Genomic DNA, 15,281 nt, shown 5'->3' with positions numbered 1-15,281 from the left:
ATTTGGCGCTGGAAATATAACTATACTGCATCATAGGAGGAATGATGATTGACCTACGCACGAACCCTGATCGTTATCACCATTGGACGCTCAAACTCGGCGACCAGAGCGCAGAGCTCATCCTTGATGTCGATGAGCACGAGACGATCGGTACCGGCTACCAGCTGAAAATGAACTCGTACGATCTGGGGGTTGATATCGAGCTCGCCGACGCCCTGGAGCGACTACGACTCTCCTACCCCCAGATCACCACGGTGCTGGTCCGCTCAGGGAAGGATCGCGTCTTCTGTGCAGGAGCCAACATCGGCATGCTGGCCGGGGCGACCCACCAACACAAAGTCAACTTCTGTAAGTTCACTAACGAAACGCGCCTCTTTATGGAAGGGGCTCCTGCCCATTTCATCGCAGTGGTCGAAGGCACCGCGGCTGGAGGTGGTTATGAACTGGCGTTGAGCTGTGACACCATCGTACTCGTCGATGACGGATCGGCATCTGTCTCGCTGCCAGAGGTTGCACTGCTCGCAGTGCTTCCCGGGACGGGTGGGCTGACGCGGCTGACTGACAAACGCCATCTACGCCGTGATCGCGCCGATTACTTCTGCACCCTGGAAGAGGGTATCAGCGGTCAACGAGCTCTCAATTGGCAGCTGGTCGACCATTTGGTACCACGTTCCGGCCTCGATCGACTCCTCGACGAACTCGTCACCTCCCGCAAACGTACCGACCCACCACCGGGACCCGGCATCACCTTGAACGACATCGACCGCGAGCTCACTGACGATACAATCAGGTATGGTCACCTCCAAGCTGACATCGACCGGAACAACGGCGTCGTGGCCATCGAGATCCTCGGACCAACAGAGCTTCCGGCCTCCTCCGCCGAGCTCCTCGCCCAAGGCGATGCCTCATGGTTGATCGCAACAGCGCGAGAACTTAACGACCTTCTCTGTCACCTACGCTTCAACGAAGCAACAGTTGGAACGCTCCTTATCAAGAGCCGCGGAGATCTTGCTCTCGCCCAGCGCTATTGCGAACTCCTCTTGCAGTGGAGCGGCGAGTGGATTGTCGACGAAGGTCTCGCCCTCTGGCAGCGGACCCTTGCTCGCCTCGACCTGACCTCTCGATCCATCATGTCTTCGATTGATGGGGACAGCTGCTTTGCGGGGCCTTTGGCGGAACTTATCTTTGCCTCAGATCGCTCATACTTCCTCGACAATGGGGAGACTGGACTCGTTCTGAACCACCTCAACTTCGAGGCCTTCCCAATGATGAACGGACTCTCACGACTCGCCACCCGCTTTTGGGGTCACCCTGAACAACTTCGCGCACTGGAACCACTCATCAACCAACCGCTCGATGCGAACGCCGCTCAAGACAAGGGTCTGGTCACCTTCACGCCAGATGCATACGATTGGGAGGATGAGCTACGCCTCGCCCTTGACGGGCGCAACGCCTTCTCACCGGATGCGCTCACTGCCATGGAGGCGAACCTGCGTTTTGCCGGTCCGGAAAGCATGGCGACCAAAATCTTTGGACGCCTCAGCGCGTGGCAAAACTGGGTCTTCAATCGTCCGAATGCCGTCGGACCTGAAGGAGCGCTGCAACGGTATGGTACCGGGCTTACCACCAACTTCCAACGAGAAAGGATCTAACTATGGAGCTCATCGACTACGACTCACAAATCCCCAACAACGTCGCGTTGGCAAGCGACGAGCGTCTCAAGCGAGCCCTCGAACAGTGGCACCCTGGCTACTTGAACTGGTGGAACCAGATGGGACCTAACGGATTCGCAGATTCAGAGGTGTACCTACGCACCGCCACTGGAGTCGACCCGAAAGGTTGGGCGCAGTTCCAATACGTCAAGATGCCGGAGTATCGCTGGGGTATCTTCTTGGCCCCTGGTGATCCCGAGCGGAGAATCGGCTTCGGTGAGCACATCGGTGAGCCGGTGTGGCAAGAGGTTCCTGGTGAGTATCGAGCCATGCTGCGTCGTCTCCTCGTGGTACAGGGCGACACTGAACCCGCCAGCGTCGAGCAACAACGTCACCTAGGAGCCACCGCGCCCTCTCTCTACGATCTTCGTAATCTCTTCCAGGTCAACGTCGAAGAGGGTCGCCACTTATGGGCGATGGTCTATCTCCTCCAACGGTATTTTGGGCGCGACGGCAGGGAGGAGGCTGAGGCGCTGCTGCATCGCCGCTCGGGGGACGAGGACCGTCCGAGGATGCTCGGAGCCTTCAACGAGGATACCCCTGATTGGCTCTCCTTCTTCATGTTCACCTTCTTCACTGACCGGGACGGCAAGTACCAACTCGAGGCTCTGGCCCAATCAGGCTTCGATCCTTTGGCACGAACCACTCGCTTCATGTTGACCGAAGAGGCGCACCACATGTTCGTCGGAGAGAGTGGCATTGGTCGCGTGATCGATGCAACCCTGGCCACTATGAAGGCCGCGGGTATCGAAGACCCCTACGATGTCGACCGAATCCGCACCCTGGGCGTCATCGATCTGCCAACCCTGCAACGCTATCTCAACTTTCACTTCTCGGTGAGCCTCGATCTCTTTGGCGCAGAGGGCTCCTCGAATGCCGCGAATGCCTTCGCCTCAGGGCTGAAGGGTCGATTCAATGAGCACAAGATCACCGATGACCACCGGCTCGTCGGCGCGACCTATCCGGTGCTACGACTCCAAGGTGGGGCGATCGTTGCCCGCGACGAACCAGCGCTGACCGTCTTGAATGCACGCCTGCGCGATGATTACGCCAACGACTGTGCCAACGGTGTCAAGCGTTGGAACAAGGCCATTGAAAAGTCAGGCATCCAATTCCAACTCACCCTACCCCATCTCGGATTTCATCGTCGTGTCGGAGAGTTTCAGTCCCAACCGATCGATCCGGCGGGCAACGTGGTAACGGATCGCACCTTCGACCAGGTGACCGTGTCGCACCTGCCAAACGCCACTGATCGCGCCTTCATCAACTCCTTGATGCAACCTGTCTATGAGCCAGGCAATTATGCGCGTTGGATCGCAGCACCAAAGGTTGCCATCGACAACAAGCCGGGGGACTTCGAGTTCGTCCGCCTCCACGCATGATTACCTCCACAGGTCTGATCAGACAACATCTGATCGACCCAGAGGTCTGCATACGCTGTAATACCTGCGAGGAGACTTGTCCGATCGGAGCCATCACCCACAACGATGATAACTATGTCGTCGACCCAGCGATCTGTGCCTCCTGCGGGGATTGTCTTGGCCCCTGTCCAACCGGAGCTATCGACTCGTGGCGGATCGTGACGACGCCACATTCGATCGATGATCAGCTGGGCTGGGAACTCTTGCCCGAGGACACTGGCGAGATCTTCGAATCGGTCCCAGAAGGTGACGATGAGGCCCGAGCACTTCTGGAGGTTGCCCACCAAGGAGCGCCAAGGGCGGTCGCGCCAAAGAGCGCCACTGTTCCGCATCTCAACGTCGCCACTCGACACTCCCCAATCACCGCTACCGTCATGGGCAACTATCGGATCACTGACCCACAGAGCGAGTCTGATGTGCACCACCTCGTTCTCGACCTTGGTGGCCACGCCTTTCCGATTCTTGAGGGCCAGAGTGTGGGTGTTCTTCCCCCGTCAAGTCCCGACACGATGCGACCGGTACTCCGACTCTACTCGGTCTCTTCACCTCGTGATGGTGAACGACCTGGCCACAACAATCTTGCGCTCACCGTCAAGCGAGTGATGAACAATGGAAGGGGTCAGCCTGGACTCGCCTCGAACTATCTGTGCGATCTTGTCAAAGGCGATCAAGTAGCCCTCGTTGGCCCCTTTGGCGACACATTCCTCATGCCAACCGATCCAGCGAGCAACCTGATCATGATCTGTACCGGTACCGGTTCTGCTCCCTTTCGTGCCATGACCGAGTTTCACCGTCGTCACCTCCCTTCTGGGCCAGGCAAGCTGCTGCTGTTTTTTGGAGCTCGCACGCGGTCGGAACTCCCGTATTTTGGTCCGCTGATGAAGCTTGATCGTACGCTGATCGACATCGAGCTCTGTCTCTCGAGAGAAGACGAACTGCCAGTTCGACATGTCCAAGATGGTCTGCGTGAACGAGCCGTCGAGGTTACAGAACTCCTTGGACACGACGCTACCCACCTCTACCTTTGCGGAGTCAAGGGAATGGAGGAATCTGTCCGGGATGTCCTGGCCGAGTCGATCCCAGATTGGCCAGCAAGGGAGGTGCAGCTCCTCCAGGAGGGCCGTCTCCATATTGAAACCTACTGATCATTGGGGCAGCCCGTGAGTACCTGCCGCTTGCCCAGGATGACTGGCCCCGCTTGCGTGTCAACTCAATGAATAAGCAGTTCAGCGACTCGGTAGGCGAGATCTAAGGACTGTCGCGCATTGAGACGAGGGTCACAGATCGTATCGTAGGCACGTGAGAGTTCCTCCTCAAGGACTCCCTCACCTCCGCCGAGACACTCGGTGACGTCTTGACCAGTAAGTTCGACATGGATGCCTCCTGGCCAGGTACCAAGCCGTCGGTGCACCTCAAAGAAGCCCGAAATTTCATCCATGATATCTTCAAAGTCTCGGGTCTTGTACCCCGCTTCTGAGACAAAGGTGTTACCGTGCATAGGGTCACAAAGCCAGACGACTGGATGTCCGGCCGTCTGGACAGCCCTCACCAGCTCGCCAAGTTTTGCACGCACCACATCGTGTCCCATGCGGGCCACTAGGACCAGACGACCCGGTTCTCGGTCCGGGTCAAGCTCTCCACAGATCGTGAGCAGATCGTCGACCTCCATGGTCGGTCCCACTTTGACACCGATGGGATTCGCGATCCCGCTCACGAAGCGGATATGAGCTCCTTGTGGATCACGCGTTCGATCACCTATCCACACTTGATGAGCCGACAGATCATAGTAGCGATGCGAGGCAGGATCGCGGCGCGTCAGGGCAGCCTCATAGCCAAGCAGCAAGGCCTCATGGGAGGTCCAGAGTGTGACCTGATGGAGGACCTCTTCCTGGGAGAGGTCGATCCCACAGGCTCCCATGAAGTTCAGCGCCCGCTCAATCTCTGCCGCAATGGTCTCATAGCGCTCACCCTCTGGCGAGGCGGCAACGAAGTCCTGGTTCCAGCTATGCGCACGCGAGAGGTCAGAAAACCCCCCTTCGGTCAGCGCCCGCACCGTCGCGACGGTGGCACGTGAATAGTCATATGCCGTCAACATTCGTTGTGGATCGGGACGCCGTGCCGCTACAGTCGGGTCGTCGCTATGGACGATATGGCCACGAAAAACTGGAATCTCAACCCCCTGATGGAGTTCTGTCTCAGCGGATCGCGGCTTGGCGTACTGGCCAGCGATACGACCGATCTTGACGACTGAAACCCCCGAAGAGTACGTCAGGACGACCGCCATCTGCAAAATGACTCGCAGCTTTGCACGAATGGCCGCGGCCGAATGTTCATGGAACGACTCAGCACAGTCCCCTGCCTGTAGGACAAAGGCACGACCCGCCGCAGCACGGGCGAGTCCACGTTTCAGTGCGTCGACCTCCCGTGGATAGACCAATGGCGCGCGCAGGCTAAGTTCCCGACGTACCGCCTCAAGCTCGTCCGCACTATGCCACTCCGGCTGCTGCGCGATCTGGTAGTTCTGCCAATCCCACGGATCCCACGCCAGCTCCATGTCTACCTCCTGCAGCTAGTCTACGTGACAAGAACCCCACCAGCGGTTCGTTCTGGGCACCCTGACCCCAGTAAGATTGCTTAGCAACGTAGCCGCGCAACAGAGGAGTGGACCACTATGCAGCGAGACCAGGTCGCTCAGCGCCCTCTAAGGCACCGCCAATGCGGCTAGGTGTCTTCGGAGGGACTTTTGACCCTATTCACATTGGCCACCTTGTGGCCGCCCAAAACGCCATGCACGCCGCACAACTCGACCGCGTCCTCTTTATCGTCGCCAACCAACCGTGGCAAAAGGAGGGTACCAGGGAGGTCACTGATGCTCAGCTACGCCACTTGGTGGTCACACAGGTTCTCGCCCCTATCCCAGGACTCGAGCCGAGCGACATCGAGATCCGTCGAGGGGGCCTATCGTACTCGATCGATACCCTGATAGAACTTCACGACGCGCAACCAGCTGACGAACTCTTTCTCGTCGTCGGCGCTGACGCAGCATCCCAAATGCCAACCTGGGAACGGGCCGAGGAGCTCTCAAGGTTGGCTCGACTGGTCATCGTCAATCGCTATGGCTACCCCACCATCAGCCACATCCTGGACTTTGATGAACCAATACTCGCGGAGATGCCATGGCTCGATATCTCCTCTACCGATCTTCGGGAGAGAGTACGTGATCATCGGCCCCTGCAATTCCTCTTGCCAGCGACCGCTATCGACGCCATAGAACGCTTTGCGCTCTACCGTGAACAACACCCGAGAAATGCGATGACCGGTGAGGACCAAGGTCGCCCTACCGGGTCGTCGGCTCGTCTGGACTAAAATAATAAAAGCCTGGGATCGAACGCACGATCGGGACAGAGATGTCCTTGCAGATTGGAATACTACGCATGGCTGCACGCATCAACGAATCAAATGATCGTTACGAGACGATAGAGACCTGCAACAGCTTGTGGGTCTTCGAGGCGCAGGAGAAGAGGTTCTTACGTCTACCGCGTAGTCATCCCCTTCCGAGTTCGTATTCACTCCTGCCCGAGTCGGCCTGGGAGCACTATGAGTCCTTCACGCTGGACCCAGTCTCTGGAGAGTTCATCGTCCGTCTCACCGCCGATGGCTCCCGCGTGCTTCGGTCGCAGCGCCATCGACAACCATGTCCGATCTGCTCATCCGAGGCCGACCTCACGATGACCCGCGAAATCAGTACCATTGAGCTATCGCTCCTTGATGGCACGCCTCTGCAGCCTGGCACGTGATAGCCCGCCCTCCTTACCGAAGGGCCCGTTGTCGGCGGCTACACTGGAAGCATCGTGAAACATAACCTACGACCAGGGCAAAAATTGGGTATTGAAATCTATCCTGGCCCCCCTGCACACACTGAATACAAGCGCATCGATGTCGATCCACGTGAGTTAGCCCTCTTTCTTGCTGCCGTCGCTATGGAAAAATCGGCCAGCGATGTGCTGGCGATCGACATCGGAGAGGTGTCAACCTTCGCAAGCTACTTTTTGATCCTGACGGGCTCCAACACGCGACTCCTGCACTCGTTAGTCGACGAACTCCGCGACCGCGCTCGGGACGAATACGGTCTCCATGTTCGTGTCGAGGGTGAACGAGGCGAGGAGTGGGTGCTGCTCGACTTTGGATCGCTCATCGTGCATTGTTTCTCTACCGAAGCGCGCGAGTTCTACCAACTCGAACGACTTTGGTCGGATGCTACCCGCATCGAGCTACCGATACCCTCGAACGCACAACCTCGCTGAACAGGGGTTCCACCACGCTGGGTGAGAGCCAAGCACGCTCACGTCAAGCCCCCGCCACAACCGATCACCAACGAGTGCCTCTCAATGCCAAGAGCGAGCGATCCTCGTCGCCAATCACCGACCCTAAGAGAGCTTGTTGACTCAGCGCTCGCGAGAGAGTTGTCAGTCGCCGCGACCAGATGAAGCCTCACAGCTAGCGTGGGTCACAGATGCGAAGCATGCCCATCATGAACGAACTCGCCCGTTCGATACGATACCTGCTATGCAGTTGTCAACAATGGGATCGCCGATGATGGCATTGGTAGGTCTGGCTTGGCACGCAATCGACACCACCGACAGCGAGGCGTTAGCACGCACGCCAATATGCGCGCGGATCGGCCATCACTCAGGTATCGACGGCTCCGTAGCTGCTTGCGGAGGAGAACCAACTGCATCGCGCTCCTCTAGGTAACGGAAGAGACCGACCACCGATGGTTGAATAGAATCGATCAGCTCCTCGGCGAAGCCATCCTGGTTCTCCTCAAGCGCCTCGAGCCCCTCCTCGGTCCCGAACACCACAAACGGTAACATAAGGTTCACCGCCTCATCATCATCGGCCAACGTGGAGAACGCCTCTGGAAAGAGATCAGTCGCCAACAGGAAGCCAGCGCACCACTCCACCGGTGAGATCTCCTCAAGCTCCTCATCCCCGTCTACCTCCACGATAGAATCGAAGATGGGAAGAAACTCTTCCGGGCGCGTACGAATCACCTCGCGCACGACCTGGGCATGACGCGCCATGAAAGCGATCACGGTGGGATCGATCTCCTCACCTTCGCGTACGACGCCGAGGGCCAACTCGACCCACTCATCCTGCTCAACACCGACTGGAGCCACGGCCAAACCAGCGACAAAGCCGTCAAAGGCAGTCAATGTCAAGCGCTCGGGTGGCGCCTCCGGATCATCGAGAAACTCAGCCAGAGCATCTAGCTCCTCTTCGCTCAATTGGTCAGTCATCGGCTGCTCCCGTCATCCGCTCGATCATGCAATCCGCTATCACGCTAGTCGACCTATTGACACTGGCCACCGGGCTAGGCTCACCGAAATTCCATTGTCACCACACGGGTTCGACCGATAGACTGACGCCAAGGTCTCGCGACCGCGGTCGCCTTTCATTCAAGGGAGTTTCCATGCGCTTTGCAACGATCGAATTTCAGGGCCAGCCTCGAGCGGCTATCGACTTTGGAAGCCACTACCGCGTGACTCCGTTTGGTGACCTTGCTGCGGCCCTACGGGCCTTTGATGGTGATATCAGCGCATTGGCCGATGTGACCGAGTTCGAAGCCGTCGACGTCGCAGAGGCTGTCATTCGGGCAACGGTGATGACCCCGAACAAGATTATTTGCCTCGGTCTGAACTTTACAGATCATGTTGCCGAGATGCTCCATGATCGCCCAGCGTTTCCAACACTTTTTGCCAAATACCCGCTAACGCTGACTGACCCCTATGCTCCAATCGTGAAGCCAGTGATCTCTGATGCAATGGACTGGGAAGTCGAGGTCGGGGTGGTGATCGGCAAGCCGGCACGCTTTGTCACCCAGGAACGAGCCCTCGACCACGTCGCTGGGTACACCGTCGTCAATGACGTCTCCTTCCGTGACTTTCAAAATCGAACCAGCCAGTTCCTACAGGGGAAAATCTTCGAACGCACCACCCCAGTCGGACCCTGGTTGGTGACCCGTGACGAAGTCGATGATGCGAGCGACCTCGCGATGACACTGACGGTGGACGGTGAGGTGATGCAAAATGGTCGGAGTTCGCAGATGATCTTTGGGGTAGCCGAGACAATCGCCTACCTCTCGCAAATCCTTACCCTTGAGCCAGGTGACCTCGTGAGCATGGGCACGCCATCAGGTGTGGGTGCCGGACGCAACCCTCAGCGTTTTCTCGAACCAGGAGAGACGATGGAGTCGACCATCGAAGGCATCGGTGTGCTTGCGAACCGGATCGTCGCCCCTGACTCCTCGACGAGCTGACAGTCGACAATGCGATCGAGTCCAAGAACGACATCGGTCTCCTCGCCATCGACCTCGGTCAACCACATCGTCGGGTGAAGACCTCCTGAGACACTCAGCAGTCGTCCCATAAGCTGTTGCTCTCCTACCATATGTACCTCCATGCGTCGATCCAGAAAACGACGCACACTCTGTGGCTGCAACGGTTCCATAACCACCTCCCTGCTGGTCTCTCGGCAGTTCGGCCCCGCTCTTGAGTACAACCTCATGTTTATGACTTTTTTTATTGAACATTTGTTGGATGTATTCTCTCAATAGTTGGACACCGTCTGACGATAGAGGGTAACATAACTACCGTCGATTCACCGTTGCCTGGGGGTATCATGTTCAGACACAGCCGTGGTGCGATTCTGCGTTCGTTGGCTATCAGCCTTACGCTCGTCCTCGCCGTACTCGCCGTCCCAGCAAAGCCGGCGGCGACATCGACCACTCCACTCCCGGCCTCACACCTCACGAGCGCGACTACCGCTAGCGCTGGGTACCTACTCGCCGGGGCTGATGGTTCGGTCTATGGCTTTGGTGCGCAGACCTACGGATCAACCTACACCGACGGACTCACTGGTCTCGGTGGCGCCCACCCACTCGCCGCACCGATCGTCGGTATGGCCGCGACACCAAATGGCGGGGGTTACTGGATGGTTGGCAAAGATGGCGGGGTTTTTAACTTTGGAGATGCAGCGAACTATGGGTCGACCTATACCTACGGGATCACCGGTCTCGGTGGCGCCCATCCGCTGAACGCCCCCATCGTCGGTATGGCCGCGACACCAAATGGCGGGGGTTACTGGCTGGTGGCCGCCGATGGCGGGGTCTTTGACTTCGGCAATGCACACTTCTACGGGTCGACCTATACCTACGGGATCACCGGTCTCGGTGGCGCCCATCCGCTGAACGCCCCCATCGTCGGCATTGTCCCCACACCGAACGGAGGCGGCTACTGGCTAATCGCCGCCGACGGCGGGGTCTTTGACTTCGGCGATGCTGGCTTCTATGGATCGACCTATACCTATGGGATCACGGGCCTTGGTGGCGCCCACCCGTTGAACGCCCCCATCGTCGGCATGGCCGCGACACCAAATGGTGGGGGCTACTGGATGGTGGCAGCCGATGGCGGGGTCTTTGACTTCGGCGATGCTGGCTTCTATGGATCGACCTACTCCGATGGGATCACGGGCCTTGGTGGCGCCCACCCGTTGAATAAACCAATTGTGGGCATGACCGTCGCCCCTGGAGGCGGCGGGTACTGGCTCGTCGCCGCTGATGGCGGGGTCTTTAACTTTGGCTCTGCCCCGTTCTTAAACTCACTTGGTAGCCAACAGATACCAGCTCCGATTGTTGCCATGGTCATGGTTCCCGAGGAGCATGGCTACGATGTATCCAACTACAACTGTCAAGATCTTCCAAACTCGCCGCAAGGGCTCATGTTCGTAGAAACCAATGGTTATCCTTTCAGTTTCGACTATACACCACCGAACGGTGTCGGCTGTGGCACCGCAAGCAACGGAATCTCCCAAGGTCTGATGGCTGCGTTAGAGATCGCAGGCAATGCCACCCAACCTTTCCTCTTTCTCGGTGACAACCCAAATGCGAGCAACACGAACCCTGCGGTCACCAATCTCGTCCCCAGTGGGTGTGCCAGCACCCCCGACGACGTCGGCCTCACTGCCACTGGCACCACGCTTCCAGGTTGGAATACCAGTACTTGCCAATACGATGAACCGAATGCGAGCGGGGACTTTGCCACTGCACCGGTGACGACGTCGGGCTGCCAACTCTACGTAGCCGCTGGCCACTCCTGTGACACACCGGGTCCTAACTTTAACTTCGGCTGGCAGCAAGCGATCTTTGGCTACGACACTGCTACGGTCAATGCAAACGCCGCTGGCCTTCCCAACATCGTCCACAACACCTGGTGGCTTGATACGGAAACTTCAGGAAGCTGGACCAGCAACCCTCGAGGCAACTACGATGCGATCCTCGGCGCCATCGCAGCGCTCGAGTCTCTCGGCGCAGCCAATGTGGGCGTCTACTCCACAAACTACCAGTGGTCACAGATCACCGACGGCGGCATGCTTCCCTCGGGCACCTCGCTCTGGGTTCCTGATCCCGGAGCCACCCCAGCATCCGTCTGTCAAGGAGCGGCTGGATCGAGTTGGTCCGCCTTCGGAGGTGGCGTCATTCGCTACGTCCAGTACGGCACCACGAGCCAGTTTGGCGGCGCCATCGACGAGGACGCCAGCTGCTAAAGGATCTGCTCGACGAAGTGCTCTAACTGGCGCAGCGTCCGGCACTCAACCACAGCGCTACACCAGGAGGAGTAGCTCGCCACGGTCGAGTCACCCGTGTTCCAGTAACCTTTTGGCTCGGGATTCAACCAGTAGGTTGCTTTTGCCCGTTCGGCAAAGGACCGGAAATGGAGCTCCTCCGGATCGTGATAGTTTGAGCGCGCATCGCCACAGATGATCAGGGTCGTCGAAGGCGAGATAGCCGTATGGTAGCGTTCATCAAAATGTCGAAACGTTGCCCCGTAGTCTGAGTGTCCAACTAAGCCAACGACCTTGGCCGACTGGGCAACGCTACGAAGCGCTACTTCAATATCGCGGCCGCCCCCAAGGAGTTCCGTGACCTCATCCACCTCGTCGATGAAGGCAAAACTGCGCAGACGCCGCAGCTCATGCGAGAGTGCGAACAGCAGTTGCATCGTGAAGCGTGCAAAGGAGGCGACCGAGCCAGAGACATCAGCGAGCAGGACTACCTCTGGGCGCATCGGACGATCGTCACGGGTCACTGGATCGAGTGGGACACCACCGGTCGACAGTGACCGCCGGATCGTCGCTCGGAAGTCCAGTCGACCAGTGTTGTGGGCTCGATGTCGCCGCTCAAGTTTGGCGGTCAGTTTGACAGCCAGCGGGGTGACGATGCGTCGGAGCTCTCGAAGCTCCTCCCGTGAAGCATGCATAATCTCCACATCCTCGGGCAGATGAAGGCCAAGCGTGCGCGCCACCTCAGAGGCACCGCGTGCCTCAACCACACGCGCCAATACCTCGCGATCGATGGCAGACGTCAACGCCTTGAGTCGCTGTGCGACCTCAAAATCGGAGTCATCAAAGACCGATGCCGCATCGCCCTGTTGTTGGGTGGCAAGCCCCGCCAAAAGTTCAAAGCGGAGTCGGTCAATATCAAGACCCCTTGCAGTTCGATAGGCATAGTAGACACCCGAGACCGGACGATCCGGAGAAACCCCGGCGAAACGCTCCACTGCTCGACCGACTAGCTCGCCGAGCCGTTCATAGTCTTGGGCCAACAAGGCATCGCGAATAGCGTCGATCAGCTCCTCTTCATCCTCTCCATCGGCCCCAACGCGGGAGCCAGCGGAGAAGAAGACGTCGAAAAGGCGGTGAAAGATAACCAAAGAGGATTGATCCTTGATGAGCGTGGCAGCTAACGCCGCGCGGAGTACCTCTCTGTCGAGCAGGTCAACGGTGACCAAAGCAGCCGCCGCGTCGACCACCGACGATGGCCCTAGACTCACCCCTGCCGCACGAAGGGCCCCAACAAACGCAAGAAGAGTGTCGAGTAGCACGTCAGGAGGCCCGTGGCGACAGTTCCTTGAGCGCCCGCTCGATATCGGCACGATTCTTCAACAGAATGGGGAGCGTGGTGGTCAGGACATCATCATTGAGAGCATCCACCGAGAGCGCCATCAAGGATCGGCCCCAATCGAGCGTCTCGGCGATCGACGGGCTCTTCTTGAGGTCCAACGACCTGAGACGGGCCACGATGGCCACCAGACGCTCCGCTAGCTCCTCCTCGATCTCTGGTATCGCGGTACGTACGATATCGAGCTCCCGGGCTTGGCTTGGATAATCGAGATAGAGATAGAGCGCCCGCCGCTTGAGTGCCTCGGAGAGCTCTCGCATGCCGTTGGAGGTCAAGACAACGATCGGCTTTGACGTGGCGACCACCGTGCCAAGCTCCGGCACGGTCACCTGAAACTCCGCGAGGACCTCAAGCAGCAAGGCCTCTGTCTCGACTTCGAGCCGATCCACCTCGTCGATCAGCAGAATCTTCTCCGTCTCGCCCCGCAGTGCGGCCAACAGAGGCCGCTCCAACAGGAACTCCTGTGAGAAGATCGACTGCACCTCTTGGTCAGCTCTTGCCTGGAGCGCGAGCAACTGCTTGCGATAGTCCCATTCATAGAGTGCTCGAGATTCGTCGAGCCCCTCGTAACACTGCAGGCGAATCAGCTCCAACGAAAACGCCCGTGACAGTGCCTTGGCGAGTTCAGTTTTGCCAGTGCCTGCCGGGCCTTCAACCAATATAGGCTTGGCTAATTTAGTCGCCAGAAAGACGGTGGTGGCGATCTCGGTACTCGGCAGGTAACCCACCTGAGCGAGTGCGTCCGAGACCTCCTTTTGACTCTGAAGGTACAACACCCCTCCAGGCTAGTGACGAATCTGACCCTCTCCTTCTATGACGATCTTTGTCGTCGTCAGCTGCGTGATGCCCATCGGACCGCGTGCGTGAAGCTTCTGCGTGCTGATGCCAATCTCGGCCCCCATGCCGAGTTGACCCCCGTCAACAAACCGCGTTGAGGCATTGACCAAGACGCTGGCGGCATCGACCTCGCGCTCAAACCGTTGCGCATGGGCCAGGTTGGACGTGATAATCGCCTCTGAATGACCTGAACTGTACTTGCGGATGTGGTCAATGGCCTCATCAAGGCTATCGACCACACGCACCGCCAAGATCAGATCCAAGAACTCGCGAGCGTAGTCATCCTCGGTTGCGGCTACCGCACGGCGACACGCCTGGAGGGTACGCGCATCACCACGTAACTCCACCGGCGCCAGAGCCGTGTCCAGCCGACCGAGCAATGACTCGGCCACGCTGGCATGGATCAGGAGCGTCTCCATCGCGTTGCAAACACCGGGGCGCTGCATCTTGGCGTTCTCGATGATGGTGACCGCCATCGCGAGATCGGCACCCTCGTCCACGTAGACATGGCAATTGCCATCGCCATCGATGATGGTAGGCACTGTAGCCTGAGCTCGTACGGTAGCGATCAGCTCTGGACCACCTCGTGGGATGAGCACATCCATCGCCGTGCCGAGTCGCATAAAAGCAACGGCGCCTTCACGACTTGTCTCGGCTGCCAACCCCACCAGCTGTACCGGTAAACCGATCTCGGCTAATGCTTGCCTTATTGCAGCAACGATGGCTTGATTGGAGTGTCGAGCCTGCGACGAGCCACGCAACAGAATTGCGTTCCCCGCATACAGTGCCAGCGCGCTCGCATCGGAGGTCACATTGGGGCGGTTCTCGTAGATCACCCCCACGACCCCAAGAGGCACCCGGATCCTACGCACCCTGAGCCCATTGGCCAGCACCCAACCCTCAACTACCTCCCCCACTACGTCGCGTTGGCGGCTAATCGCCCGAACGGAGTCAACCATCGCTCCGACACGGGACTCGTCGAGGGTAAGGCGATCACGTTGGGCGGTGGTAAGGTTTCGAGCACCATCAAGATCGAGACGATTCGCCGTGAGGATCTTCGCACGATCAGCCTCGAGCACCTCTGCGATAGCCTCTAGCAACTGAACCCGCACCGCTCCCGAACTCGTGGCCAAAATACGCTGGGCTACCCTCGCCTCTTCGGCCATCCTCGTGAGCCCATCAGGATCCGTTACGGCTTCGTGATTTGCCTCGCTGACGGGGTTATCTTGTGTGGGCTTGTCCTGTGTGGGCTTGTCTTGGGTTACGGCATCGTGTCTCATGGCACCTCATATT

At 58.4% G+C, this 15,281-nt stretch carries 13 protein-coding genes; 8 read left to right on the top strand and 5 right to left on the bottom strand.

Going from position 1 to position 15,281, the window contains the following annotated elements:
* Positions 1–44: 44 nt before the first annotated feature.
* Genes M7Q83_RS01585 through boxA form a run of 3 tightly spaced genes read left to right on the top strand, consistent with a single transcriptional unit; the run spans position 45 to position 4,278 of the window.
* Positions 45–1,652 carry an enoyl-CoA hydratase/isomerase family protein gene (locus M7Q83_RS01585; protein WP_298334664.1) on the top strand — a complete coding sequence of 536 codons (1,608 nt, stop codon included), beginning with the start codon at positions 45–47 and terminating at the stop codon, positions 1,650–1,652.
* Positions 1,653–1,654: 2 nt separating this feature from the next.
* Entirely contained in the window at positions 1,655–3,094 is a 1,440-nt protein-coding gene (gene boxB / locus M7Q83_RS01580) for a benzoyl-CoA 2,3-epoxidase subunit BoxB (RefSeq protein ID WP_298334662.1), read from the top strand.
* Entirely contained in the window at positions 3,091–4,278 is a 1,188-nt protein-coding gene (gene boxA / locus M7Q83_RS01575; protein WP_298334660.1) for a benzoyl-CoA 2,3-epoxidase subunit BoxA, read from the top strand. Before boxB ends, boxA begins: the two co-directional genes overlap by 4 nt.
* 65 nt (positions 4,279–4,343) lie before the next feature.
* Here boxA and M7Q83_RS01570 read toward each other — a convergent pair whose 3' ends face one another.
* Positions 4,344–5,687, bottom strand: coding sequence for a class II 3-deoxy-7-phosphoheptulonate synthase (locus tag M7Q83_RS01570; RefSeq protein WP_298334658.1), 1,344 nt, complete (start codon positions 5,685–5,687; stop codon positions 4,344–4,346).
* Between the two features lie 161 nt (positions 5,688–5,848).
* Between M7Q83_RS01570 and nadD the strand changes: the two genes are divergently transcribed.
* The 3 genes from nadD to rsfS all read left to right on the top strand — a co-directional run bounded on the left by nadD (position 5,849) and on the right by rsfS (position 7,437).
* Positions 5,849–6,499, top strand: a complete 651-nt coding sequence (gene nadD / locus M7Q83_RS01565; RefSeq protein WP_298334657.1) for a nicotinate-nucleotide adenylyltransferase — start codon at positions 5,849–5,851, stop codon at positions 6,497–6,499.
* A 68-nt stretch (positions 6,500–6,567) separates the two neighbouring features.
* Positions 6,568–6,930, top strand: coding sequence for a hypothetical protein (locus tag M7Q83_RS01560; protein WP_298334656.1), 363 nt, complete (start codon positions 6,568–6,570; stop codon positions 6,928–6,930).
* A gap of 54 nt (positions 6,931–6,984) precedes the next feature.
* The gene (gene rsfS / locus M7Q83_RS01555; RefSeq protein ID WP_298334654.1) at positions 6,985–7,437 is read left to right on the top strand and encodes a ribosome silencing factor; all 453 of its coding nucleotides are present in this window, start codon (positions 6,985–6,987) and stop codon (positions 7,435–7,437) included.
* Between the two features lie 381 nt (positions 7,438–7,818).
* Here the strand turns inward: rsfS and M7Q83_RS01550 are convergent, their stop codons facing one another.
* A complete protein-coding gene (locus M7Q83_RS01550; protein ID WP_298334652.1) occupies positions 7,819–8,433 on the bottom strand; it encodes a YecA family protein in 615 nt (204 codons plus the stop codon).
* Positions 8,434–8,606: 173 nt separating this feature from the next.
* Here M7Q83_RS01550 and M7Q83_RS01545 point away from each other — a divergent pair, with 173 nt between their 5' ends.
* Both M7Q83_RS01545 and M7Q83_RS01540 read left to right on the top strand, forming a co-directional pair.
* Positions 8,607–9,452, top strand: coding sequence for a fumarylacetoacetate hydrolase family protein (locus tag M7Q83_RS01545; protein WP_298334651.1), 846 nt, complete (start codon positions 8,607–8,609; stop codon positions 9,450–9,452).
* A 362-nt stretch (positions 9,453–9,814) separates the two neighbouring features.
* Positions 9,815–11,737, top strand: coding sequence for a hypothetical protein (locus M7Q83_RS01540; RefSeq protein ID WP_298334650.1), 1,923 nt, complete (start codon positions 9,815–9,817; stop codon positions 11,735–11,737).
* On the opposite strand, the gene M7Q83_RS01535 is transcribed toward M7Q83_RS01540, so the two are convergent.
* Genes M7Q83_RS01535 through M7Q83_RS01525 form a run of 3 tightly spaced genes read right to left on the bottom strand, consistent with a single transcriptional unit; the run spans position 11,734 to position 15,268 of the window.
* The gene (locus M7Q83_RS01535; RefSeq protein WP_298334648.1) at positions 11,734–13,074 is read right to left on the bottom strand and encodes a VWA domain-containing protein; all 1,341 of its coding nucleotides are present in this window, start codon (positions 13,072–13,074) and stop codon (positions 11,734–11,736) included. The two genes, M7Q83_RS01540 and M7Q83_RS01535, sit on opposite strands and share 4 nt — an antisense overlap.
* Before the next feature lies 1 nt (position 13,075).
* The gene (locus tag M7Q83_RS01530) at positions 13,076–13,927 is read right to left on the bottom strand and encodes a MoxR family ATPase (protein WP_298334646.1); all 852 of its coding nucleotides are present in this window, start codon (positions 13,925–13,927) and stop codon (positions 13,076–13,078) included.
* A gap of 9 nt (positions 13,928–13,936) precedes the next feature.
* Positions 13,937–15,268 (bottom strand): glutamate-5-semialdehyde dehydrogenase, encoded by a 1,332-nt coding sequence (locus M7Q83_RS01525; RefSeq protein ID WP_298334644.1) that lies wholly within the window; start codon positions 15,266–15,268, stop codon positions 13,937–13,939.
* Positions 15,269–15,281: the final 13 nt, after the last annotated feature.

The sequence above is a fragment of the Ferrimicrobium sp. genome (assembly GCF_027364955.1).
Taxonomy (GTDB): Bacteria; Actinomycetota; Acidimicrobiia; order Acidimicrobiales; family Acidimicrobiaceae; genus Ferrimicrobium.
The sequence above is the reverse complement of the archived record's forward strand: the minus strand, read 5'-3'. Positions and strand labels throughout refer to the sequence as shown.

Bases quoted from the DNA above. Each gene is read 5' to 3' on its own strand.
- M7Q83_RS01585 (WP_298334664.1), top strand. From the start codon at position 45: ATGATTGACCTACGCACGAACCCTGATCGTTATCACCATTGGACGCTC.
- boxB (WP_298334662.1), top strand. From the start codon at position 1,655: ATGGAGCTCATCGACTACGACTCACAAATCCCCAACAACGTCGCGTTG.
- boxA (WP_298334660.1), top strand. From the start codon at position 3,091: ATGATTACCTCCACAGGTCTGATCAGACAACATCTGATCGACCCAGAG.
- M7Q83_RS01570 (WP_298334658.1), bottom strand. From the start codon at position 5,687: ATGGAGCTGGCGTGGGATCCGTGGGATTGGCAGAACTACCAGATCGCG.
- nadD (WP_298334657.1), top strand. From the start codon at position 5,849: ATGCGGCTAGGTGTCTTCGGAGGGACTTTTGACCCTATTCACATTGGC.
- M7Q83_RS01560 (WP_298334656.1), top strand. From the start codon at position 6,568: ATGGCTGCACGCATCAACGAATCAAATGATCGTTACGAGACGATAGAG.
- M7Q83_RS01550 (WP_298334652.1), bottom strand. From the start codon at position 8,433: ATGACTGACCAATTGAGCGAAGAGGAGCTAGATGCTCTGGCTGAGTTT.
- M7Q83_RS01545 (WP_298334651.1), top strand. From the start codon at position 8,607: ATGCGCTTTGCAACGATCGAATTTCAGGGCCAGCCTCGAGCGGCTATC.
- M7Q83_RS01540 (WP_298334650.1), top strand. From the start codon at position 9,815: ATGTTCAGACACAGCCGTGGTGCGATTCTGCGTTCGTTGGCTATCAGC.
- M7Q83_RS01525 (WP_298334644.1), bottom strand. From the start codon at position 15,268: ATGAGACACGATGCCGTAACCCAAGACAAGCCCACACAGGACAAGCCC.